The 23,371-nt window shown below is 63.2% G+C and carries 21 protein-coding genes; 13 read left to right on the forward strand and 8 right to left on the reverse strand.

The genetic code is table 11. The features are described from left to right. The first annotated feature begins 88 nt into the window (after positions 1 to 88). From WV31_RS08500 to WV31_RS08535, 8 genes are read left to right on the forward strand one after another with little or no spacing between them, the layout of a single operon-like run. On the forward strand, positions 89 to 694 hold the full coding sequence (locus WV31_RS08500) for a restriction endonuclease subunit S (protein WP_085373144.1): 606 nt from the start codon (positions 89 to 91) through the stop codon (positions 692 to 694). Continuing rightward, entirely contained in the window at positions 691 to 2,208 is a 1,518-nt protein-coding gene (locus tag WV31_RS08505) for a type I restriction-modification system subunit M (RefSeq protein WP_085373145.1), read from the forward strand. The genes WV31_RS08500 and WV31_RS08505 overlap by 4 nt, the downstream gene beginning before the upstream one ends. Next, a complete protein-coding gene (locus WV31_RS08510) occupies positions 2,201 to 3,238 on the forward strand; it encodes a virulence RhuM family protein (protein WP_085373146.1) in 1,038 nt (345 codons plus the stop codon). The genes WV31_RS08505 and WV31_RS08510 overlap by 8 nt, the downstream gene beginning before the upstream one ends. Further along, a complete protein-coding gene (locus WV31_RS08515; protein ID WP_085373147.1) occupies positions 3,231 to 4,454 on the forward strand; it encodes a restriction endonuclease subunit S in 1,224 nt (407 codons plus the stop codon). The genes WV31_RS08510 and WV31_RS08515 overlap by 8 nt, the downstream gene beginning before the upstream one ends. Continuing rightward, positions 4,451 to 4,918, forward strand: coding sequence for a hypothetical protein (locus WV31_RS08520; RefSeq protein ID WP_085373148.1), 468 nt, complete (start codon positions 4,451 to 4,453; stop codon positions 4,916 to 4,918). The genes WV31_RS08515 and WV31_RS08520 overlap by 4 nt, the downstream gene beginning before the upstream one ends. After that, complete coding sequence (locus WV31_RS08525; protein ID WP_085373149.1) at positions 4,915 to 5,994, forward strand: serine/threonine-protein kinase; 1,080 nt, start codon at positions 4,915 to 4,917, stop codon at positions 5,992 to 5,994. Before WV31_RS08520 ends, WV31_RS08525 begins: the two co-directional genes overlap by 4 nt. Beyond that, a complete protein-coding gene (locus WV31_RS08530) occupies positions 5,991 to 9,212 on the forward strand; it encodes a type I restriction endonuclease subunit R (protein ID WP_085373150.1) in 3,222 nt (1,073 codons plus the stop codon). Before WV31_RS08525 ends, WV31_RS08530 begins: the two co-directional genes overlap by 4 nt. Continuing rightward, positions 9,209 to 9,925 carry a M48 family metallopeptidase gene (locus tag WV31_RS08535; protein ID WP_085373151.1) on the forward strand — a complete coding sequence of 239 codons (717 nt, stop codon included), beginning with the start codon at positions 9,209 to 9,211 and terminating at the stop codon, positions 9,923 to 9,925. Before WV31_RS08530 ends, WV31_RS08535 begins: the two co-directional genes overlap by 4 nt. Before the next feature lie 149 nt (positions 9,926 to 10,074). Here the strand turns inward: WV31_RS08535 and WV31_RS08540 are convergent, their stop codons facing one another. Continuing rightward, positions 10,075 to 10,311 carry a helix-turn-helix transcriptional regulator gene (locus tag WV31_RS08540; protein WP_085373152.1) on the reverse strand — a complete coding sequence of 79 codons (237 nt, stop codon included), beginning with the start codon at positions 10,309 to 10,311 and terminating at the stop codon, positions 10,075 to 10,077. 178 nt (positions 10,312 to 10,489) lie between these two features. On the opposite strand from WV31_RS08540, the gene WV31_RS22020 reads away from it, so the two are divergent. The 4 genes from WV31_RS22020 to WV31_RS08560 all read left to right on the forward strand — a co-directional run bounded on the left by WV31_RS22020 (position 10,490) and on the right by WV31_RS08560 (position 12,656). Further along, complete coding sequence (locus tag WV31_RS22020) at positions 10,490 to 10,681, forward strand: hypothetical protein (RefSeq protein WP_168185848.1); 192 nt, start codon at positions 10,490 to 10,492, stop codon at positions 10,679 to 10,681. After that, positions 10,668 to 11,648, forward strand: coding sequence for a tyrosine-type recombinase/integrase (locus WV31_RS08545; RefSeq protein ID WP_168185849.1), 981 nt, complete (start codon positions 10,668 to 10,670; stop codon positions 11,646 to 11,648). The genes WV31_RS22020 and WV31_RS08545 overlap by 14 nt, the downstream gene beginning before the upstream one ends. 314 nt (positions 11,649 to 11,962) lie before the next feature. Continuing rightward, on the forward strand, positions 11,963 to 12,244 hold the full coding sequence (locus WV31_RS08555) for a type II toxin-antitoxin system prevent-host-death family antitoxin (RefSeq protein ID WP_085373154.1): 282 nt from the start codon (positions 11,963 to 11,965) through the stop codon (positions 12,242 to 12,244). Positions 12,245 to 12,248: 4 nt separating this feature from the next. Continuing rightward, entirely contained in the window at positions 12,249 to 12,656 is a 408-nt protein-coding gene (locus tag WV31_RS08560; RefSeq protein ID WP_085373155.1) for a hypothetical protein, read from the forward strand. Here WV31_RS08560 and WV31_RS08565 read toward each other — a convergent pair. The 5 genes from WV31_RS08565 to WV31_RS08585 all read right to left on the reverse strand — a co-directional run bounded on the left by WV31_RS08565 (position 12,647) and on the right by WV31_RS08585 (position 20,110). Then, positions 12,647 to 13,972, reverse strand: a complete 1,326-nt coding sequence (locus WV31_RS08565) for an ISL3 family transposase (protein ID WP_206072594.1) — start codon at positions 13,970 to 13,972, stop codon at positions 12,647 to 12,649. The two genes, WV31_RS08560 and WV31_RS08565, sit on opposite strands and share 10 nt — an antisense overlap. 269 nt (positions 13,973 to 14,241) lie before the next feature. Next, the gene (locus WV31_RS08570) at positions 14,242 to 14,451 is read right to left on the reverse strand and encodes a helix-turn-helix transcriptional regulator (protein ID WP_085373157.1); all 210 of its coding nucleotides are present in this window, start codon (positions 14,449 to 14,451) and stop codon (positions 14,242 to 14,244) included. Next, positions 14,444 to 15,631, reverse strand: coding sequence for a type II toxin-antitoxin system HipA family toxin (locus tag WV31_RS08575; RefSeq protein ID WP_085373158.1), 1,188 nt, complete (start codon positions 15,629 to 15,631; stop codon positions 14,444 to 14,446). Before WV31_RS08575 ends, WV31_RS08570 begins: the two co-directional genes overlap by 8 nt. A gap of 268 nt (positions 15,632 to 15,899) precedes the next feature. Further along, entirely contained in the window at positions 15,900 to 18,125 is a 2,226-nt protein-coding gene (locus WV31_RS08580; RefSeq protein WP_085373159.1) for a hypothetical protein, read from the reverse strand. 68 nt (positions 18,126 to 18,193) lie between these two features. Beyond that, the gene (locus tag WV31_RS08585) at positions 18,194 to 20,110 is read right to left on the reverse strand and encodes a DUF6538 domain-containing protein (RefSeq protein WP_085373160.1); all 1,917 of its coding nucleotides are present in this window, start codon (positions 20,108 to 20,110) and stop codon (positions 18,194 to 18,196) included. A 256-nt stretch (positions 20,111 to 20,366) separates the two neighbouring features. Here WV31_RS08585 and WV31_RS08590 point away from each other — a divergent pair, with 256 nt between their 5' ends. After that, positions 20,367 to 21,851 carry a sensor histidine kinase gene (locus WV31_RS08590; protein ID WP_085373161.1) on the forward strand — a complete coding sequence of 495 codons (1,485 nt, stop codon included), beginning with the start codon at positions 20,367 to 20,369 and terminating at the stop codon, positions 21,849 to 21,851. Here WV31_RS08590 and WV31_RS08595 read toward each other — a convergent pair. Both WV31_RS08595 and WV31_RS08600 read right to left on the reverse strand, forming a co-directional pair. Then, positions 21,848 to 22,441, reverse strand: a complete 594-nt coding sequence (locus tag WV31_RS08595; RefSeq protein WP_085373162.1) for a GNAT family N-acetyltransferase — start codon at positions 22,439 to 22,441, stop codon at positions 21,848 to 21,850. The two genes, WV31_RS08590 and WV31_RS08595, sit on opposite strands and share 4 nt — an antisense overlap. Continuing rightward, entirely contained in the window at positions 22,438 to 23,334 is an 897-nt protein-coding gene (locus WV31_RS08600) for an N-formylglutamate amidohydrolase (protein ID WP_237051587.1), read from the reverse strand. The genes WV31_RS08595 and WV31_RS08600 overlap by 4 nt, the downstream gene beginning before the upstream one ends. Between the last annotated feature and the right edge of the window lie 37 nt (positions 23,335 to 23,371).

Genomic DNA, 23,371 nt, shown 5'->3' on the forward strand with positions numbered 1-23,371 from the left:
ACCACTGTAGGCAACCCTACAGCATTTTCCATTGACCGCGGCGCAGGTGCGCGCAATACTCTGTAGCGTGAGTTACAGAGGAATTTCCATGCGCCTTTCCGATACATGCACCATCCACAGCGGCTTCACCGCCCGAGGCAAGCTGGAGTCCATCGATATCGGTGGCGTGCCCGCCATCCAGTTGCGTGACATTTCCGCCGAAGGCGCCGTCGATCCCCACCACCTCGCGCGAGTGCCGCTTGAAGGCGTTGCCGAGCGGTATTTCGTGCGCGCTGGAGACGTGCTTTTTCGGTCGCGTGGCGAGCGCACCACCGCCTGCGCCTTGGATGACCGTTTCATCGAGTCGGCGGTAGCGATCCTGCCGCTCATGGTGCTTCGTCCCAAGCGTGACATCGTGTTGCCGGGATATTTGGCATGGGCGATCAACCAGCCTGCCGCGCAGCGCCACTTCGACGGTTCGGCCTATGGCACCAACATCCGCATGGTGCCACGATCGAGCCTAGACGAACTCGAGATCGACATCCCCGACATCGTCATCCAGCAGAAGGTCGTCGCCATCGACGCCCTCGCCGAGCGTGAGCGGGAGTTGAGCATCTTGGCCGCCGAGAGGCGACGGTGGCTGACCGGCATGATCCTCGCAGATCGCATCAAGACTATGAGCCCCGCCGCCGGGCCAGAAAGGAAGACGAAATGAACGATCAGCTCACCCAGAACCAGGTCAATCAGACGGCTTGGGCAGCATGTGACACCTTCCGGGGCGTTGTCGATGCCGGACAGTACAAGGACTACATCCTGGTGATGCTGTTCCTGAAGTACATCTCGGACCTCTGGAACGATCACGTCGATGGTTACCGCAAGCAGTATGGCGGCGACGAAGCCCGCATCCGCCGTCGGCTTGAGCGCGAACGCTTCGTGCTTCCCGAGGGGGCCAGCTTCTACGATCTGTATGAGCAGCGGAACGAAGCCAATATCGGCGAGCTGATCAATATCGCCTTGGAGAAGATCGAGGACGCCAACCGGGCCAAGCTCGAAGGTGTGTTCCGCAACATCGATTTCAATTCCGAGGCCAACCTGGGCCGCGTCAAGGACCGCAACCGCCGCCTCAAGAACATGCTGGAGGACTTCGCCAAACCCGCCCTCGACCTGCGTCCGTCGCGGGTGACCGAGGACATCATCGGCGAGTGCTACATCTATCTCATCTCCCGCTTCGCCTCCGATGCCGGCAAGAAGGCCGGGGAATTCTATACGCCCGCCGCCGTGTCCCGCCTGCTGGCCAAGTTGGCCGCGCCCAAACCGGGTGACACCATCTGCGACCCTGCCTGCGGCTCCGGCTCGCTGCTGATCCGGGCGGCGGAAGAGGTGGGCTCGGACAACTTCGCCCTCTACGGCCAGGAGGTGAACGGCGCCACCTGGGCGCTGGCGCGGATGAACATGTTCCTGCACGCCAAGGACGCCGCCCGCATCGAATGGTGCGACACCCTGAACAGCCCCGCCCTGGTCGAGGGCGATCAGTTGATGAAGTTCGACGTGGTGGTGGCCAATCCCCCCTTCAGCCTGGACAAGTGGGGCGCCGAGGACGCGCCTGCAGACCCGTTCAAACGCTACTGGCGGGGCATTCCGCCCAAGTCCAAGGGCGATTACGGCTTCATCACCCACATGGTCGAGATTGCCAAGCGCCAGAGCGGCCGGGTGGCGGTGATCGTGCCCCATGGCGTGCTGTTCCGGGGCGGGGCCGAGGGCCGCATCCGCCAGGCGCTGATCGAGGAAAATCTGCTCGATGCCGTGGTCGGACTGCCGGCCAATTTGTTCACCACCACCGGCATTCCAGTGGCGATCCTGGTCTTCGACCGTTCCCGCGAGCAGGGCGGGCCGAACGAGGCTCGCCGCGACGTGCTGTTCATCGACGCCAGCAAGGAATTCACGCCGGGCAAGACCCAGAACGTGATGGACGAGCAGCACATCGGCAAGATCCTGGACACCTACGCCAGTCGGGCGAAGATCGACAAATACTCCCACCTCGCCGCGCCTGAGGAAATCGCCGAAAACGATTTCAACCTGAACATCCCCCGTTACGTCGACACCTTCGAGCCGGAAGAGGAAATCGACGTCGCCGCCCTGCAAAGGCAGATCAACACGATCGAGGCCGAACTAGCCGACGTCCGGGGCCGCATGGCCGGCTATCTGAAGGAGCTGGGCGTCGATGCCTGAAGGCGAACTGATCCTCTACACCACCGAGGACGGCGCGGCGGAAATCCAGCTGCGAGCCATCGATGGCGCTGTCTGGCTGAGCCAGGTCGAAATGGCCGAGCTGTTCCAGACCACCAAGCAGAACGTCAGCCTGCATGTGCGCAACATTCTGTCCGAGGGCGAGTTGACCCCGGAGGCAACCGTCAAGGAATACTTGACAGTTCAGACCGAAGGCGCCCGACAGGTGAAGCGCACGGTGACCCAGTACCGGCTTGAGATGATCCTTGCCGTCGGTTACCGGGTGCGTTCGCCGCGTGGCACGCAGTTCCGCCGCTGGGCGACCTCGGCCTTGAAGGAATATCTGGTCAAGGGCTTCGTCATGAACGATGCCCGCCTCAAGGACCCTGGCTTCGATTATTTCGACGACCTGCTGGAGCGCATCCGCGACATCCGGGCGTCGGAGGCGCGGTTCTATCAGAAGGTCCGGGACATCCTGGCCCTGAGCGAGGATTACGACCCGCAAGCCCGCGAGGCCACCGACTTCTACGCCAAGATCCAGAACAAGATGCTGTTCGCCATCACCAACCACACCGCCGGCGAGCTGATCCGCGAACGCGCCGACGCCGATGCCACCAATATGGGCCTGACCACCTGGAAGGGCGCCGATCACGGCCGGGGCGTGCGCAAGGCCGACGTGTCCATCGCCAAGAACTATCTGGGCGAGGCCGAGATCAAGGACCTCAACCAGATCGTCACCATGTTCCTGGACACCGCCGAACTGCGCGCTCGGCGCCGCCAGACCATGCGGCTGGGGGACTGGGACGCAGTCCTCGACACCTTCCTGTCCAGTAACGAGCTGCCGCTGCTGCGCAACGCCGGCACCGTCTCGGCCAAGCAGGCCGAAGCCATCGCTCACGCCCGCTACGCCGAGTTCGACGCCAAGCGGCGCGAGGCCGAACGCGCGGCCGCCGAGCAGGTGGACGATTTGGCCGAATTGCAGCGCATTGCCGAGGCGTCGAAGGGGCGGAAGAAGGGGGGCGGAGATGCATGAGGGATGGAAGATTAAGACCCTTTCGGATGCCGTCGGTGGCAACGGGAAGATTATTGGCGGACCATTTGGATCCGATCTGACACAAGATGACTACGTAGATGCTGGAGTGCCGGTGATACGAGTCTCAAATCAGATCGGAAGTACAATAGGCGGCGAATTCACTTTTGTGACTCACGAGAAGGCTCGAAAGCTGAAGGCAAATATGGCAGCGCCTGGCGATATTGTAGTTGTTCAACGCGGAAGCACATATGGGAAAGTGTCGAGAATTCCTTTATCTTCAACATATAAAGAATATGTCATTTGCCAAAGCCAGATGGCTCTGAAAGTTGACAAGGATATAGCTGAACCGGAGTATATATTCCAGTTCTTGCAATCTTCATTTTTCGGTCGATATGTAGATAGTACTGTCATCCAAACGGGACAGCCCCACATCAATCTAGGGATACTTAGAGAGGCTGGGATTGCACTCCCCCCCCTCCCCGAACAGCGCAAGATCGCCGAAACCCTGCGGACGTGGGACGAGGCCATCGAGAAGCTGGAGGCACTGCGGGCGGCGAAGGAAACCCGTTACAAGGCGCTTGCTCGACGGTTCTTTGACCCGTGCCATCCCACCTTCCATGGCCGGCCCAACGCATGGCAGGAGTTCGATCTCGGCGATGTTTTTCGTGAACGCAGTCAGTCGGGTGAGGAAAGCGACCGGCTGCTCAGCATCACCATGAATGGAGGCGTGATTGACCGCGACGATGTGGGCCGCAAGGACACTTCGACCGAGGACAAATCGAACTACAAGCTCATCCTTCCCGGCGACATTGGCTACAACACGATGCGAATGTGGCAGGGCGTCTCGGGCCTGTCCGCTCTTCGTGGCATCATCAGCCCCGCATATACGGTCGTCACGCCAGTCCCGAACCGGATCGTGGGGCGCTACGCCGCGCACCTATTCAAGTCACGCCGGATGGTCTTCGACTTCGAACGCTATTCCCAAGGCCTGACGAGCGACACTTGGAACCTCAAGTTCCCGGCCTTCTCCAAGATTAAGGTCTTTCTTCCGCCCATCGAAGATCAGGAAAAGCAGGCTGAACTGCTGGACGCTCTGACAGCAGAGGGCTCTGTGCTCGCAAAGCAAATCGAAGTCCTCGCCCGGCAGAAGCGCGGCCTGATGCAGAAGCTGCTGACGGGCGAATGGCGGGTCCATACCGGGAGTGACATACAATGAAAGTTCTTGGATTTCGCGGAGATCCCAAAGCTCCCCGCTATGCCGTCGTCTCCGAAGACAATGGCATCTTCACGCTCGAGAATGCGACGAGCGACAGCAAGCTACCGGTCCCAGCATCGATTGGCGACGAGGCCGATGCCGAACGGCTGGATTGGATGTACCGCGAAGTTCTCGCGATCATCGATGCCCACCCCGACATTGCCAAGGTGGTGATCAAGCAGAACGAATTCACCCAGCAGGACACGAAGGCGAAGAGGCGATCCGCGTACAACGACGCGGCGGTGATCCTCGCCAGTGCCCATCGGAACCTCCCAGTTGAGATCAAAATCTATTCATCGATGGCGACGACGAGCTCCGACACCAAGCGCCATGGGGAGGCCCGTGTCGGAAAGACAGACAAGTACTGGGACAACAAAATGGCGGATGCCGTCAATGCCGCGTGGTGGGGACTGCACAACCGATGACCCAGCTTGTTCCTGTCGCATTCGCAGCCGGCATGCGGCTCTACAAGTACCAACTGACCAGTATGATCGGCCAGGGGAGCTTCGGCGAGGTCTGGCTCGCCCAGGAGCTCGCCCTGCAGCGAGAGTACGCTGTGAAGATCCTGAAGCCCGGCCTGTCTGTCGATACGCGCTTGCGCGAGGCCCAGATCGGCAACCGGCTGGAGCACAATAACCTGGTCTACGTCCACCAGGCCGATGTCGTGCCTGTGGTAGGTGACCATTTCGCGGTCATCTTGGCGATGGACTACCTGCCCAACGGCTCGGTCGAGACACTTGCCAATCCGGCCGGATATCTGCCCCTTCCCACCGTGATACGTATTGCGCGGGATATTCTTCAAGGGCTGGAGTATCTGCATGCACGGAACTTCTTTCATAACGATATCAAACCGGGAAACATCCTGCTTGGGCGGCAGCAGCAGGCGATGCTGTCGGACTACGGCATCACGGGTGTTTCCGTAAACGGCGCCCCCGTGCCGGCCCCGAACTCCTATCTGCTCCATCGAGCGCCCGAAGTCGTCACCACGGGAAACATCGGTGTAAGCTCCGACCTGTTTCAGGTTGGCATGACCCTCGCCAGACTGTTGCTCGGCCTGAACGTCCTGGACTCCATCAAGGCCAGCATCGGCGCCCCTCAATACGAGCAGGACATCGCTGCAGGGAAGCTTCTCACGCAGAAGAATTTCCCAAGTCACATCCCCGCCCCAGTCCGCCGCCTAGTCCTTAAGGCCGTGCATCCTGACCCGACCCAGCGTTTTTCGAGCGCGCTTGAGATGCGCCGATCCATCGAGAAGCTGTCCTATCCCGGATATTGGACGGTCGACCCTGCGGGCAATGAGATTGGGAAGTGTGGGGTCTATGAGTATTCGTACTCCATAGCGCCAATTTCCGCAGGACACGTTGACATCAACTGCACGAGGCTTAATGCCACCTCAGGCAGGAGCCAACGTGTCACTTCATTCTGCAAGAAAGGATTGCCCCAAAGGCAGGCCGAGAAAGCGATCTCCGATTTCAAGCAATTCGTGGTGACCGGAAAATGACCTTCGACGCCGCCGAGAAGCACCAGTCCCAGATCCCGGCGCTCCAGATGCTGGTTGCCCTGGGCTTCACCCCGCTGTCCCAGGCCGATGCCGTGCTTCTGCGCGGGGGGCGCTTGCGCAATGTGGTTCTGGACGACCTGTTGGCCGACCAGTTGTTGCACATCAACCGCTTTACCTACCGGGGGCGGGAGTACCCGTTCGACCTGGCCGACGCGCACGAGGCGATCCGGCGCCTGAAGCCCACGCCCGATCGGCAGAAGGGATTGCGCGGCACCAACCAGGACATCTACGACACGCTTGTCCTGGGCACCACCATCACCAAGACCATCCAGGGGGATTCGAAATCCTACTCCTTCCGCTTCATCGACTGGGAGACGCCGTCCAACAACGTCTTCCACGTCACCGCGGAGCTGTCGGTGGAGCGGACTGGCAGCACCCAGACCAAGCGCTGCGATATCGTAGCCTATGTGAATGGCATCCCCTTCCTGGTCATCGAGAACAAGCGACCGACCGAAAGCCTGAAGAAGGCCGGTAGCCAGCTGATCGGCTATCAGAACGAAGACAACATCCCGCAGCTGTTCCACTTCGCTCAGTTCCTGCTGGTGATGAACCGGGTCGAGGCACGCTATGCTACCGTCGGCACGCCCCGGCAATTCTGGCAGACTTGGCGCGATGACGAGGACCGCGACGAGGACATCGACAAGGCGGCCAACCGGCCCTTGACCGCCGCCGAGGCCGATGCGGTGTTCTCGGGTGACTTTGCCTCCGCCCGAACCTTTTTCGAGGCCATGGCGGACGAAGGCCCCCGCGCCATCACGGCCCAGGACCGGGCGATCCATGCCCTGTGCCGGCCGGAACGGCTGCTTGATCTGGTGCGCCGCTTCACCGTCTTCGACGGCGGCACCCGTAAGGTGGCACGCCACCAGCAGTTCTTCGGCATTCGCAAGGCGGTGGAGCGGGTCCGACAAATCTCAGTGGACGAACGGCGCAAGGGCGGCGTCATCTGGCACACCCAGGGGTCGGGCAAGTCGCTCACCATGGTCATGCTGGGGCGCGCCTTGGCGCTGGACAAGTCCATTCCCAACCCGCGCATCATCATCGTCACTGACCGCGACGACCTCGATAAGCAGATCAAGGATACCTTCAAGTCCTGCGAGATGGAGCCGATCCGCGCCGCGAGCGGTGCCAACCTGATCGAGCTGATCCGCAACAAGGCCCCGCTGGTCACCACCATCATCAACAAGTTCGATACGGCGGCTAGGGGGGCGGTCGATATCGACGAGGATGCCAACATCTTCGTCCTGGTCGATGAAAGCCATCGTTCCCAGACCGGGCGCTATGGCGGCGACAGCCAGTTCGCCACCAAGATGCGCCGCCTGCTGCCCAAGGCCTGCTATCTCGGCTTCACCGGCACGCCGCTCTTGAAGAAAGAGAAGAACACCCTGTCCACCTTCGGCGGGCTGATCCACAAATACGCCATCGACGAGGCGGTGGCCGATGGGGCGGTGGTTCCCCTGTTGTACGAAGGCCGCCTGGTCGAACAACAGGTCAATGGTGACGTCATCGACCGCTGGTTCGAGAAGATCAGCGAAGGCCTAACCGACGCGCAGAAGGCCGACCTCAAGCAGAAGTTTTCCCGCCTGGACGCCCTGTCGAAGACAGGCCAGACCATCAGGGCCAAGGCTTTCGACATCTCCGAGCATTTCCGCAAGCACTGGCAGGGAACCGGCTTCAAGGCCCAGTTGGTGGCTCCCTCCAAGGCTGCCGCAGTCCGCTTCAAGGAAGTGCTGGACGAAATCGGCCACGTCACCAGCGAGATCGTCATTTCTCCCCCCGATGACAATGAAGGCAACGAGGAGGTCGATAAGGAGTCGAAGGATCTGGTGCGGGTGTTCTGGGACCGGATGATGGCCCGCTACAAGACCGAGGACGAGTACAACCGGCAGATCATCGATGCCTTCAAGGGCTTCGGTGATCCCGAAATCCTGATCGTCGTCTCCAAGCTGCTGACCGGCTTCGACGCCCCCCGGAACACGGTGCTCTATGTCTGCAAGTCGCTACGCGAGCACAACCTGCTGCAGGCCATCGCCCGCGTGAACCGGCTCTATGAAGACGAGGACTGCAAAATCGAGAAGCAGTTCGGCTTCATCATCGATTACGAAGGGCTATTGGGAGAGCTGGACGCAGCCCTGACCACCTACAGCGCCTTCGACGGCTTCGACGCCAACGACCTGGCGGGCACCGTCCACGACGTCCGTGAGGAAATCCGCAAGCTTCCCCAACTGCACGACCAGCTCTGGGATCTGTTCAAGCCGGTCAAGAACAAGAAGGACATGGAGCAGTTCGAGCAGTTCCTGGCCGACGAGGCTATCCGCCAGGAATTCTACGAGCGCCTCAAGGCTTTCAGCCGGTGCCTGCACATCTCCCTTTCGTCGGACAAAATCCTCGACGTGTTCGACGAGGCCAAGATCGCGGCCATGAAGCGCGACTGGAAGCAGTTCTCCGAACTGCGCCGCTCGGTTCAGCTACGGTACCAGGAGACGGTCGACGTCAAGGAGTTCGAGCCGAAGATCCAGAAGCTGCTGGATGACCATGTGGTCGCCCTGCCAGCCGAAACCATCATCGAGATGGTGAACATCAACGACCCAGATGCCCTCAGGGCCGTGGTCGAAGAAACAGGCGTGTCCGAAGCCTCTCGCGCCGACCGGATCGCCAGTGCCACCCGGCGTGCCATCACCGAGAGAATGGAGGAGGATCCCACATTCTATCGTCGTTTCTCGGAGTTGCTGGAAGAAGCAATCCGCGACTATCGGGCCATGCGGTTGTCTGAGCGGGAATATCTGCAGCAGGTCATCGATCTGGCCAGCAAGGTGGCGAACAAGGATCGTGGTCGGCAAATGCCGGACGCCATCAAGGGGAACGATGACGGCCAGGCGTTCTTCGGCATTCTGGAAAATCTCCTAGTGACGGGAGATGGCCAGCCGATTGACAAGGATGAGGCAGCCAACATTGCGCTGGCCATTATTGACATCATCAAGGCCCACCACATCGTTGACGTCTGGTCCAACGACATCGCCCAGAACAACATGCGCAACGCCATCGACGACTATTTCTTCGATGTGCTCAGGGACGAAAAAGGCATCAACCTGTCGGTCGAGGCGATGGACGACCTCGAACACAAGGTCATGGACCTTGCACGCGCCCGGTTTCCCGGATGACCACCGAGCGGCATTCCATCCAATACGGGGAGCATGTCATTGAGTTCGTCGTCGTCCGCCGCGACCGGAAGACCCTTGAGATCGCGGTGGAACCTGATGCCACGGTGATGATCGCGGCGCCGCTCGATGCCTCCATGGCAGATATCGAGGCCAAGGTGCGCAAACGTGCCGCTTGGATTAGACGTCAGCAGCGGTTTTTCATCCAATACCTACCCCGAACCCCGGAGCGCCAATACGTGGCGGGCGAGACCCATCTTTATCTCGGTCGCCAATACAGGCTGAAGGTGGTACCTCATATTCAGGCGAAGGTGACACTGGTTCGCGGCTTCCTCGTGGTGCAGACCCACCACCCTGCGAAGGCCGATGTCACCCGTGATCTGGTCGAAGCCTGGTACCGCGAGCGCGCCCACGCGAAATTCGGCGAACGCTTGGAGCTAAACCTTCTGCGCTTCCCCGAACCGGACCGCTTTCGCCCCAAAGGGCTGATCATCCGCCAACTTCAGCAACGCTGGGGATCGATGTCACCCGCCGGCCGTCTCCTGCTCAACAGCCGGCTTATCGAGGCCCCCACGGACTCGATCGACTATGTCATTACCCATGAGCTCTGCCACATGTCCGAACCGCACCATGGCCCGGCTTTCTTCGAGCTTCTGGACGGCGTATTGCCCGACTGGCAGAAGAGAAAAGATCGTCTGGAGCGCGTCATGTCATGAATTGGAAATCGTCATTTCCCGCGGATTTTGTGGATTGAACACCTGCTTTCATCATTCTGAGCGCCGGAGCGTGCCGAACCGCTTGATATCCTTTCTCCTCATCCCAGCATCCAACTTGGCTTGTCTGACCATGTTGGGAAGCGGGACAATCACTCCTCTCTCCGCACCCTCACCCCATCCCCGCCGTTCTCGTCCGCATCGATGATCATCACCCCGGCTGCTTCCAGGGTGGCGCGGATGGTGTCGAGGGTTCGGGCGTAGAGGGTCTCGCCGCGTTCAAGGCGGGCGATGGTGTTGGGCGAGACCTTGGCCAGTTGGGCGAGGTCGCGGACGCCGATCTGGAGGGCGGCGCGGGCCATGCGGCATTGGGTGGCGGTGAGCGGCATCACGTAACCTGGTTACTATCTTGTTGACCCGGACTCGCCGGAGTGGTAACCAGAGTACTAGCCTGAGGTGATCTCCTTAGGCAAGTCCGGCCGTGCTTTCCATTGCTCCGGCGGCTCACCCGTGGGCCGTCAACGGGCGGGGTTTGCCCGGCCTCCACCCCTCTCATGGAGGTTTCCCATGGATGTGATCCTGATCTCGCCCAGAGGCCATGGCGGCCGTCTGCGCGAATGCCTCGACTGGCTGCAGCGCCTGCCCAACCGGCGGCTCCGGGTCGTCGACGACTATGTGGATGGCGAGGGCCAGCATCGCTGCCACGTCACCCTCAACGACCGCACCACCGGCACGGAGGTGTCCCATGGCGCCGACTGATCTCCCCCTGCCGGATGACACCGCCGACCGCCTCGCCCTCTACCGGGCGGCATCAAAGGCCCCGGCGACCCGGCGGGCCTACCGCTCCGACTGGGCCCACTTCCAGGACTGGTGCAAGGAGAGCGACCATCCGTCCCTGCCCACCAGCGTGGACACCGTCTGCGCCTACCTCGCCTGCCATGCGGGGAAGCTCCGGGCCAGCACCCTGGATCGCCGCCTGGCGGCGCTGGCGGCCTACCACCGGGCTGCCGGCCATGCCTTCGATCCCGGCAACCACGAGATCCGCGCGGTGCTGTCCGGCATCCGCCGGGTGCATGGGGCGCGGCCCCAGGGCAAGGAGGCGCTGACGCCCGACGACATGCGGGCCATGGTGGCGGGGCTGCCGCGCTCGCTGGCCGGAGCCCGCGACAAGGCGATGCTGCTGCTGGGCTTCGCCGGCGGCTTCCGCCGCTCCGAACTCGCCGCTCTCGAAATCCCCATGCTCGACTTCCGGGCCGGCGGACTGGTGGTCTACCTGCCGGGCGGCAAGACAGATCAGGACGGGGCGGGCTCGCTGATCAAGGGGATCGCCTGCGCGACCGATGACGGCCCCTGCCCGGTGGCGGCGGTGAAGGACTGGATCATGCGGGCGCATCTGTCCGAGGGTCCGCTGTTCCGACCCATCGACCGCTTCGGGCGGATCCAGGAGGCTGTCCTGCGTCCCCGGGCGGTGGCCCGCATCGTCTGCAAGGCGGCGGGACAGGCGGCCGAGGCGAGGGGACTGGCGGGCAAGCGGGCGCGGGCCTTCGTCGCCAGCCTGGGAGCCCATTCGCTGCGGGCCGGCTTCGCCTCCTCGGCGGCCATGGCGGGAGCGCCTGAATGGGCCATCCAGCGCCAGACCGGCCACCAGCGGCGGCAGACCCTGTGGCAGTACATCCGCCCGGCGGATGCCCTGGCGACGGGTCGAATGGCGCGCACCGGCCTCTGATCGGTCCGGCTCGGCGAGGCGGCGATCACGGGGGGGCAAGAGGTCCATRACTGGGCGTTATCAGCCTCTTCAGGCCAGCATCCCCCCTCAGATCGCCGCCTCGCCGAGCCGGATCGCGGCCAACACGCCCCCCTCCCCGCCCCCTGATCCGGCCGATCCTCACGGTCATTGCATCCATGCCGACCATATTGACCATGCCGGTCATCATGGGCATGGCAACCGCCACGGCCATGACGATTCTTCCGCTCATGGCGATCGCTCCGGCCAGGGCGATCCACATCCTCCCAGGGACCATGCCGAAGGAGGAGTTCCCCATGATCATCGAGGTCAATGCCGTCGCCTTCCGCCAGACCCTGGGCGACAAGATCAATCAGGTGCAGTACCGCGGCGACAGCATCGTCGTCACCAAGGACGGTCAGCCGGTCGCCGCCCTGGTGGAGATCGAGCTGTTTGACCGGCTTCGCGATCTCGCCGCCAGCCTCGACCGCATGGCCGACTGGATGGCCCGCGAGTTCAGCCAGATCCCCTTCGCCGACGGGCTCGAGATCATCGCCAACCATACCGCCGGGGGCTCAGCCCCGGCGGACCGGGAGTGACGCCATGACCATGCTCAGGATCATCACCGATGCCGAGACCCTGCTGGCTGGCTTTGCCTATCCGTCGTCGGCCCAGGGGCGGATCGTGGCGGCCTGGCGCCACAAGGCGCTCGAGATCGCCCTCACGCCCCGCGCCATGGCCCGCCTCGCAGAAGGCATGACAAGGCTGGGCCGGGCCGCCGGCTGGCCCCCTCTCCAGGTCTGCGCCATGGTGAACGCCGTCGCCCTGCAGGTCATCCGGCTTGGATCAGACGAAGTGATCGGGCCCGCTCCGTCCGGCGAAGGCAAAGCGGTCCATCGCGAATTGCCGCGCGGCGCGGCCTGTGTGGTCACCCATGACGAAACCGTCCTGGCCCAGGACCTCGGCGTCCGGATTGTGACCCCTGGGGACTTCTGGGCGGCCTATGGCTGAGGCGGAGAGTGACCAACAGTGAGATGATCGACAATCCTCTCCGTCGTCCAGCCCTGGTTGCGGAGCGTGGCCCAGGCCCAGAGGATCTCGCTGGCCAGAATGCCGACACGCGGCCGCGCCCCCATGCGGTACAGGGCCTTGGCGCGGAAGCGCCGGAAATCCAGCGTCCGCCCCTCGCGGTGGATCCGTTTCAGGCGGCCATTGGCGTTCTCGGTCATGGCGTTGGTGGTTCGGCCGGTGCGCCAATAGGCCAGGATCGGCCCATGCCAGTTGCGGATCATCGCCGCCACCGGCGCAAATTGCGGCGCCTGCTCCGCCACCGCATCGACGCAGGCCAGCCACTTGTCCAGCCACGCTTCGGCGCGCACGGGATCCTTCTGGTCATAGACCTCGAACAGCCCCTCTTTGAGATCATAGGCGAGACCGAGATCGGGATGGCGGCGGCACAGCCCGTTCAGGCTTTCCCTCTCTGCCAAGGCCAACTCGTAGGCCCGCTTGTGCAGCAGGGCGCGGCCGGCATTGAGGCGGGCGGCGGCGGACCTGCCAACCCGCTTCCTGACCCCTTCCCGCACCGTATTGAGGGCCTCGCGGGCCTTCTGGGTGACATGCCAGCGATCGACCACCACCATGGCGCCAGGGAAACACTCCCGTGCCACCTCCTCATAGGCGCGGGTCATGTCGATGGCCACCACCTCGACCGCATCGGCTCCCTCAAGGCCGTCGAAGAAGGCCCGGAAATGCTCCTTGCCGCGTCCTTCCAGAATGTCGATCAGGGCGCCGCTGTCGAGATCCACCACCACGCCCCGCCACACCCGTCCGATATGGGCCTCGTCGATACCCAGCCGGCGGGGCGCCAGGGGTGGCGCCACCGGCTGCCAGCGCCATGCCGCCTCATCGAAGATCTGGCCGATGACACGCTCATCCACCCCGGTGCGCCGCGCCACCTCGACCGTACTGGCGCGGTGGCTCTCATGCTCGATCATGGCGACCAGACGGGTGGTCATCGGTCGGGTGACGTCCAGCCAGTCCGGGCGCAGGCGGCGCGTCGTCTTGCACGTCCCGCAGCGAAGCACCGGATAGGCGAGGTGGATCCGCCGGTGCGCCAGACCCAGGGGCACGTCCTGTATCTCCACCATCACCGGCTGCTTGCTCGCCATGCGGCCCGGACAGCCGTGGGGGCAGAGCCGGTCCGCATCGACAGCAACGAGGTGGGCCTCGGTGATCTCCAGCCGGGTCCCGTCCGGGTCCAGGGTGATGCTGGTCGGTCCTTCAAGCAGGCCGGGCAGGCCGAAGCGGTTGGCAATCATCGTCCTCATCTCCCCCATGGTTCCTGGGAGGAGCTGGGTCGGATCGAGGACCGGCGTTCAGGTCCACGATCAGGGACGTCAAGGAGGGCTTAACACTCTTCGGGGAGATATCCGGGCGCGTTTTCCCTGCATCGGCCAGCCATCCCTTCTTCGGAGCGACCACGTGGCCTGCTCCACAGAAACTTACGAAAAGCGTAAGTTTCTGTGTGGCGAGTATGATGGCTGACCGTCCCCTGCCCACCGTTGTGGGAAACAAACCTGCGATCTCTGAACCGAGATCACCCTTCCTCCGCCAATCCCAGGGCGGACAGGATACGCCAGGCATTTTCCAGTCGAAGATTTCCATCACCCTTTTCCAAGGCGATGACGGTGACGTGGCCAACGTCGGCCAGATCGGCCAGGGCCTTCTGGGAGAGACCGGCGCGCTTGCGTCGCTCAAGGGCCAGAGCGGCAAGGACTTTCAGGTCCGGCAGCTTCGCATCAGCCATGGAGTCTCTCCCAGGCGGAGGCGACCGAAGCGCGATAGGCCCAACTGCGTCCCTCGTCCAGCCGCAATCCCTGCCGTAATCGCTTGTCCAGGGCCGGTTTGCGTCGAGCCAGCTCGGCCAGCACACTCTCGGCGGCCCGGCGGGCCAGTCCGATTTCCTCGGCAATTCCGAGCAGCAGGGCGCGGTCGTAGCGCTCCCAGTGCAGCCGCTCGTCGCCAATGGCCAAGCCGAAGCGGGTGGTATAGCCGGCATCGGCGTAGAGATAGCCGTTGAGAACGTCATAGGCCGGCGACAGCCGCAGGCCTTCCCCGCTCTCCACCAGACTCCAGTTCTTCAGATGGCAGTCCACATTGCCCAGCAGCACATAAGCGGCCAAACGCTTGAACAGGCGTCTGGCGTCGAGCAGACGGGCCGCCGAATGACCCAGGGCGCGACCGATCGCCTCATAGCCGGCATTGTACTTGCCGTGGTGATCAAAGCCGGGAGGCTGACTGATCACCTGGGCGAAATCCTCGCAGCGGAGCTTGGCGCCCCCGGCGCGGTCAAAGCGGCTGACCACCAGGGCAATACCCTCGATTCCGTCGATGGGCGCCAGGGATGAAACCGCCACCTCGTCCCCGCCCAGCAGGATGCGCAGCAGCTCCAGGGTCGTTGCCTCATTGGCAACCATGTCGGGCAGACGGCTCTCCGGGAACTTGGCGATATAGGGGGCAACGTCATCCGCGCCAGCAGGACGGAAGCCCCCGGCGCCATTGTCGGCGCACAGGATCTTGGCCTGGACGCCGCTGATAGTCCGCTCGTTCTGGACCGCGGCGGCATCAAGGGGGGCAGAAGCGCCTTTGAGGCGGACCTTGTCATGGCTATGGCCCGGATCGCTGATCCCCACCGCGCCGATGCAATCCGCCCCGAAGGCCAGCAGGATGCCGAAATCGTCGTCCCGGTCGATTTCGGCGAAAGCCGATTGCCGCTCCCGCAGCCACCCTTCCGGCGCCAGATGGGCAAAGAATGGGTGAATGCCATGGGGGTATTCGTGGACTTTTCCGGAGACCGGCAAGGCACAGGCGATCGACTGATCGACGCCATCATCATAGGAGAAGCGGGTGCCACCGCCCGCCAGTTCCGAGAGGATGCCCACCCGCTGGTTCTTGAAGGTGACGATGCCGTAGCGCAGGGTGGCCATGGTATTGAATTCCGTACCGATGCGGCGAGTTCGACGGTATTTGGTTATGAAAACAATACCGAATCATAGGGCGGTATCGCTATCTATACCAATAATGCAAAATCGTCAAGATAATGTATTGAAAACCGCACCAACGCGGAAGAGAAAGCGGCTTCCGCCGATCACAGCATGGCCAGAGAAGAGACCATATCCACAGCGTCTCTTGCGGTGAATATGACCCTTTCCCATCCGTCAGCTTTGCGCTTTCAAAACCCGTGACCGGGTCACCTCAGGCCGCCTCCCAGACCCTGTTCAGAATGCGGGCGGCGATCTCGGCCTTGTCTTGCGGCAAGAAGCGGCCGTAATGCTGGGCAACCATCTCCGGCGTGTCCTGAATGGCGTAGCTGGCCTGCTCGTAGGAGCCGGTCTGCTTAAGGATGTGAGTCGCCAGGACGTCGCGCACATTGTGCGGCCCATGGGGCAGAAGCCCCTTGATCGCGCCACGCCCGGTCCAGGGATTGAAGATGCCGTAGCGCTGGATGACCAGCCGCCACGCCTCATAGAAGGTGTTCTGGTTGTAGGCGGCATTGGTGCTGGTCATCTTCGCGGTCTTGACGAAGAAGGTCCCGGGATCGGCGCCGGGCCCGATCAGCCGGGCGCGGTGACGATCGATATAGGCCTCGATCTTTTCATAGAGACCGCCCAGATCCGGAAGAATCAGGCGGAACGGCTTGGCGCCGAAAAAGGACGAACCGGCATTCTTGAAGGCAACCGACGGGATCAGGATTTCCCAGCCATGGTCCCGTGAGCTCCATCTGAGCTCGCCCCGCTTCATGTCTTCCAGGCGGCGCTCCGGCGTCGGCAACTGGTCCCGGCGACAAAGAAGCAACTCCCGGAGGTTCTTCTGCCTCAGGCCGGTGTGCAAGCCGATTCTCAGCAGCAGGAAGGCCCGCACGCCCTCGGCGGCGGCCCGTGGCTGCCGACGCTCATCCGGCATGCGACACAGGATCTCCTCGGTGATCTTGCGGTATTCCCCAACCGGACTGGGCGCTTCGAGAACCGACAATATCGGCTCGAACGGGTCCCGGTGAATGCGGGCGACGCGGCCGATTTCCTTGATGCGCCGGCGGGCATGACGATACATCCGCTCGCAGGCCGACACCCAGTCAGCCTTAGCTTCGTCAATTTCCTGGCGGGTGATCAGTCCTTCGACTTCCCTGAGGTGATCGCCGATGCCCGGCTTCTGCCGCAGCCAGCCGGTCTCTTCTCGGCAAAAGGCGGCGGCGATCGTCAGAAGATCGACCTCCCACTTGGTGTAGAAGCCGCGGCGCTGCTCGCGCCATTGCAGATACCAGTCCCAGACCTGCGGGAAGACCATCATCGCGAAGGTAAGGCTCTTCGGATCGGTGCCGTATCCCCGAACCTCACTCTCCGCCGGGGCGGCGAAGGCGCCGAACCACAGCCCGAAATGCTCGATTCTCTGTGATGCGGTTTCCTCCCCCCACACACCGTTGCGCTGCAGGCCATAGGCGGTGAAGGTCGAAGTCTTGAATTTGAGGAGTTCGGCCAGTTCCGCGTTCAATTGGGCCGGCGCGTCGATGATGCCCGGCTCATCCGGCGCCTTTGCGAGGGATGGCCTTCTTCGTGGCGCGGACGCACAGGCGAACCGGACCGCGTAGTGCTGGCGCATGGCGGAAGCCTGAAATCGCCGATAATCCGTGGAGCCGCTGATGATGACATTGCGCACCCAGTCGAGAATTTCCGCCTGCTCATGGCGCGGGCGGGCGTTGAAATCATCGGGCAGATGCCAAGCCAGACGGCGGCGCTCGGATGCGGACACATTCTCCAAGTCAAAGCCGGTTGGGGCCCGAACCAGATTGGCGGCCTTCTCGGCAAAATACCCTTTCGGCAGCCGATAACGCCTTTCGACGCGGCGCAGGACATCGAGGCTGATCACTGAGCGGGGAGCCTTTGCCCCACGGGCCCAGGAGAGCAATGTGCTGAGGTGTATGCCGTCTTCCGGCCTTACGACAGCCTTGAAGAGGTGATGGATCGACTCGCCGTGGCGGGTGGCGTGCAGCCGCAAAGCCGAGCCCAGATCGTCTGGCTCATCCCAGTCCTCCGTCACCGGGTCGGGAAAGTCCACGATCGCCTTGCGCGGCCTTCCCACCGGCCTCTTCGCTTCTCGCGGCGGCGTACACTTCCGGGCCTTGTCGCCATTGTTTGCCCGAAGCCGCAATTCGGCTTCAGCGACCGAGCGGGCGACCGCATCCAGGATCGGCTGCAACTGAGCCCTCTGCGATTTCAGCGGCGCGGCCTCATATGAAATGGCGTCTGCAATCGCCTCGAAATCGATCTGGGTGCCTCGGTATGGCGGGAACTCCTTTCGCGCCAGCAGGCCCACCAGATAGCCCTGAAGCGCGAGGGTGAGGTCGGCAGGCAGAACAGGGGCGAGACGTCGCTCGCAGAACATTTCGATCCTGCGAGGCGTCAACGCGGAGAATGATGATTTCATTGAACTCTTCCGATATTTGCGGGGGCGCCCCGTTATCAGAGATTCAATCTTCGAGAAAGACCGCAAGATCAGGCATTGTCGGCCCCCCGCACCTTTCCCGGAACAAGACGCTTTTTCTTGGGCAGCTTCAGAGCGATTTCGCCCGGCCGAAACCGGCGTTGCATTCCGATCAGCCCCGGATGGGCACGGGCAGAATCCACCTCGGCGCTCAGCACCTCGAAGGCCACCTTGTCCAACTCCCTCTTCATGTCGGCCAATGACAGCCGATTGGTATGGAGGTAGGTGCGGACATCGACGCCCTTGCCCAGGGTCCAGCCGCCGATGATCTTGCGGATGCGGTCGTCCATGACGGGAAAGGCGGTGGTGTTCCAGGTGTGGCGCAGGGAATGGGGAGACGTCGCGGACCGTTTGACGCCGACCGCCGCCAGCCAGGCTGCGAAATCATCGCGGATGGACGCGAAATATCCGGCCTGCCCGTAGCGCTTGACCGCGAACAGCTTCCGCTCGCCGGCCTCCTGGCGAACCTTCAGGTAGTCGAGAAATTCGAGGTCGAGCAGACGCTGATGGATCGGGATGCGACGGGGTGTCGAGCGGTCATTCTTCAAGCTCTTGTCGCCCCAGCGGGCGGCCCCATCCGCCCCCCTGGTCTGATCGCTGATGTCGATGGCCCAGACGCCGTCGGCCTCCATCACATCGGCCACATCCAGCTGTGCGGCCTCGCTCGGCCTCAGACCGTGATAGAGCATCACCAGCGGAAGCCAGTTCAACCCTTCGACACGATAGGCGCGTGGAAACATGGCGCGCAAATCGTCCGGGCCGAATGGCTCCTTGCCTTCCTCCTGCCGGTCGTCGGGTAGGTGAAGAGTCAGGCCAAGCGCCGGATGGGCGTCGATCTTCTGCTCGTTGAGGGCATAGGTGAAGATCGTGCTGATGTTGCGCAGGTACTTGTTGCGCGTGCCCGACATCAGGCACGGAACGATCTCGCCCTTGGCGCGGGCGGTCTTGACGGCCTGGGCCATCCGCCGGAAATCCATCCCATCGAACCTGCCGTCACGCTTGGCGTCGGGCGCCGGCAGATTAAGGATCACATCCTGGACCCGGCGGATATCGTCGCGGCCGATGGAGCGAACGGCAACGTTCTCTCCCAACACCTCCTTCAGGTTGCGCACAGTGGTCTCGTAGTTGCGGCGCGTTACGACGGCCAGATTGGCCCGATGGCTGTCGGCGAAGAAGCGTTCGATCAGGTCGCCCAGGGTGATGTTGTCGTCGGAAGGAACGCCCCTGGATCGGGACCGGGCCAGATAGGGGTGCGCCCGCGCTGGCAACAGCGCCGCAGGAATCTCCTCGGCGATCTGCGCCCGGGCGACTTCCCCCAGATCGGCGCCGCTGACCATGGCCGCCACCTCGGCCAGCGGCATCGCCTCGTCAGCACCCCTGCCACCCTCCTGGAAATCCAACAAGGTGTTGGCCTCACGGATCCACTGGCGTGCCTGGCTTGGATCGACAACGGACTGGGGCGGCAAAGCAAAGCGCCCACGGCGGGTGGCAAGATCGCGCTGCCAGTCCAACGCCGTGCCCCGCGCCGATTCCAGCATCGCCCACTTCCGGGCCTCCAACTCCGCTTTACGCTGTGGATCGTCGGTGGTCATCGCCTCGACCGACAGAGCGCCGAGAGTCAAAGCCTCGCCTTCGCTAATGGCTGCCAATGTTGCGCCGGAGGCTTCCGTCTCCCATCGCACAAGCGAACCGACAGCCTGTGGGGCGAGAGGATCCTGGTTGGCCAGACGCTCGAACTCGGCCTTGATCTGCCCGACTTCGATATCCTTCCGGTTCTCGGCAACCTTCGGATCGCGGGTGCCCAGACTGCGGATCAGAATGTCCTTCCCCCCGAAGAAGGCGCGCAGAGGCTTCGGGATGGCCATGCGGACATAGAACGTATCGCCCTTGCGGAACAGATACCGGGACAACCCATTTTTCTTGCCCATGCCGCACTCCAATCCAGCGCAGGCACAATAGCCGGATCGGCCAAAAATGTGAACGAAAAATGTGAACTGCAGATGTGAATTACGGCTTCAATACTATGTTTTATAACGATTTTTAAAAACTTGAATTCCTCCCTAAACTCAAGCCGCTGGGGCAACCCAGCGGTTTTTTTTGCCCTCCTATCCGGTGGGCATGGCATTAGTCCTTCTGGTATACACCTTTGAGTGTGACCCCTCCTAACGAGAGCCATTCTCGACGATGCCGCCCCTGCTCGCCATCAAGCCGAAGACCGACAGGCCCCTGGGGCGGCGCATCATCGTCCACACCATCGTCTTCAGCTCGCTGATCACCCTGATCATCAGCGTCGTGCAACTGAGCAACGAGTTTGCCGACCGGCAATCGGCCGTGGAACAGCAGTTGAACGGCGTCCAGGTCCTGCTGCCCTCCATCGCCGAGAGCGTGTGGACCTTCAACGACGCCCAGATCACCTTGGCCCTCAAGGCCCTGACCAGCATGCCGAATTTCGAGGAGGCGACCATCACAACGCGTGATGGCGACCGCTGGTCCAGCGGAAAGCGGCACTCCACCCGCGTCATCCACCGTTCCTACCCCCTTGAACGTGACAGCCGCACCGGCCCGCAGGCTTTGGGGTCCCTGGAGATCACCGCCAGCATCGACGCCATTTATGTGGCGGTCCTCACCATGACCGCCGGGATTCTGCTGGGCAATGGCGTGAAGACCTTCCTGGTGGCCGGGTTCATGGGCTGGCTGATCCATGCGCTGGTGACCAGCCGTCTGGCGCCGCTCAAGCGTGAGATCGAGGCCGTCCTCGCCGATGCCGGCCATGCTTCGCCACCCGAGGCGGCCGGCGACGAGTTGGAAGCCTTGAAAGAGAGCTTCTCCCGCATGGCGGCCCGCCTGAACGAAGCCATCGACAGCATGCAGGCCGCCAAGACGGCGCTCCGCACCGCCAACGCCGATCTGGATGCGCGGGTCCGGGACAAGACCGCCGAGTTGGAGCGGAGCAAGGAAAGCGCGGAGGAAGCCGCCGCCGCGGTCCTGCGCTCCATGGGTGAGCAGCGGAATTTCCTGTCCATGGTCTCCCACGAATTCCGCGGGCCGCTGTCCACCATCGGCGGGGCGGCCCAGATCATCGCCATCTACGGGCAAGGCAACGGCGAACTGGCCGAGGAGGTGGCCAAGATCAACCGCGCCGTCACCCGCATGGTCGACCTGATCAACGAATATCTCAACGAGGAGCGCCTCGACTCGCTGACCAGCCCCCCGGAGCTCACACGCTTCAATCTGGGTGAACTGGTCCACGAGGTCTGTTCGTCCGGCATGTTCGCCTCCGGCCTGCGGCCGATCAAGGTCCAGGCCGATGGCGACCTGTTCGTCGCCGGCGACAGCAAGCTGGTCTCCATCGCCGTGTCCAACATCGTCGACAACGCCATGAAATACTCCCCCGTCGGCAGCCCCGTCACCGTGACGGCACACCGTGGGCCGGACCGGGCCGAGGTTCACGTCCGCGATTGGGGCACGGGAGTACCGGCCGATGAGCGCGACAGGATTTTCGAGAAGTACTACCGCTCCGTCAGAACCGACCGGGTCTGCGGCGTCGGGCTCGGTCTCTATCTGGTCAAGCGCATCGTCGACATGCACGGTGGCGACATCAGCGTGAAAAGCTGCCCCGCCGACGGCACGGTCTTTACCATGCAATTGCCCTTGGCGGCGGAAGGCTAAGGCAACTCGGGATCCGAGGGGGAAAGCAGAGGCGGCGCCTTGGCCCCATCGGGCAGTGGGCGGTCGTCGCCGCCCAGCGTCCGGTGCATGATCACCACGTCCACCCAGCGGCCGAACTTCAGCCCCACGCCGCGCAGCACGCCTTCCTGGCCGAACCCCAGCGCCCGGTGGACGGCAATGGAGCCCTGGTTGGCGGAATCGCCGATCACCGCGATCATCTGGCGATAGCCCAGCGCCATGCAGCGCTCGATCAGGGCGCCCAGCAGCACCCGGCCGATGCCCCGGCGCACCACGAAGGGCGCCACGTAGATGGAATCCTCCACCGTGTAGCGATAGGCCGAGCGCTGGCGGAACGGCCCGGCATAGGTGTAGCCCAGCACCTCGCCCTCCTCCACCGCCACCAGGAACGGCAGACCGCGGGCCACCACGGCGGCGCGGCGCGCCTTCATCTCATCGACGGAGGGCACCTCCTCCTCGAACGAGGCGGCGGTACGCGACACGTAGAAGGCATAGATGGACTGCACCGCCGCCATGTCGTCGTCGGTGGCGTCGCGGATCTCGACGGACAGCGGCGTATTGAGCCCCCTCATGCGCGGCCGAACTCCTGGGCTGCCGCCGCCAGGGACGCGGCGACCGCCTGAAGGTCTTGCCGCACCGCCTCGAAATCGGGTCCGTGGCAGTGCCGCCCCTCGTCCATGTAGAGCCCCCGGTTGATCTCGATCTGCAGCGCGTGGCTGCCCTGGCGCGGCAGGCCGTAATGCCGGGTGGTGAAGCCGCCGGCATAGGGCGCGTTGCGCACCACGCGGTAGCCCAGCTGGGTGAAGGAATCCTCGGCCACCTGGGTGAACAGCGGCGAACAGGCGGCGGCGAAGCAATCGCCCAGCACCACGTCCACCCGGCTAAGCCCCGAATCGCGGTCCATGGGCCCGCCCACCGAGGGCATGGAATGGCAATCCACCAGCAGCGACCAGCCGAAGGCGGCGCGGGTGGCGTCCACCAGTTCCCGCAGCCGGCGGTGATAGGGACGGTAGCAGCGGGCGATGCGGCTTTCGGCCTCGGCCACCGGCAGGCGTCCGGCATAGATCTCGGCCCCGCTGGCCACCACCCGGGCGATGGTCCCCAGCCCGGCCAGGACGCGGGGGCTGCGCGTATTGGCATGCTCGGGCAGCGCGCCCGAGAACATGGCCGGGTCCAGCTCGTAAGGCTCGCGGTTGGGATCGCAATAGGCCCGGGGAAACAGGGCGGCGATCAGCGGCGCGCCCAGATCCACCACGCCGGCGTAAAGCTCATCAATGAAACTGTCCTCGGAACGGCGCAGCATGCGGGCGTCCAGCCGCGACTGCGCCACGAACTCGGCCGGATAGTCCCGGCCGGAATGGGGCGAGGCGAAGACCAGCGGCGCCGTTTGCCGGGCGGGCAGGAACACCCTCAGCACGGCATCATCATTATTCGTCGTCTCGTTGGACATGGTCTCGGCGGGCATGGCATCCACGGCTTGCCCATCCTTCTTAGCAAATCGC

Origin of the sequence: Magnetospirillum sp. ME-1 (genome assembly GCF_002105535.1) — a bacterium.
Lineage (GTDB): Bacteria > Pseudomonadota > Alphaproteobacteria > Rhodospirillales > Magnetospirillaceae > Phaeospirillum.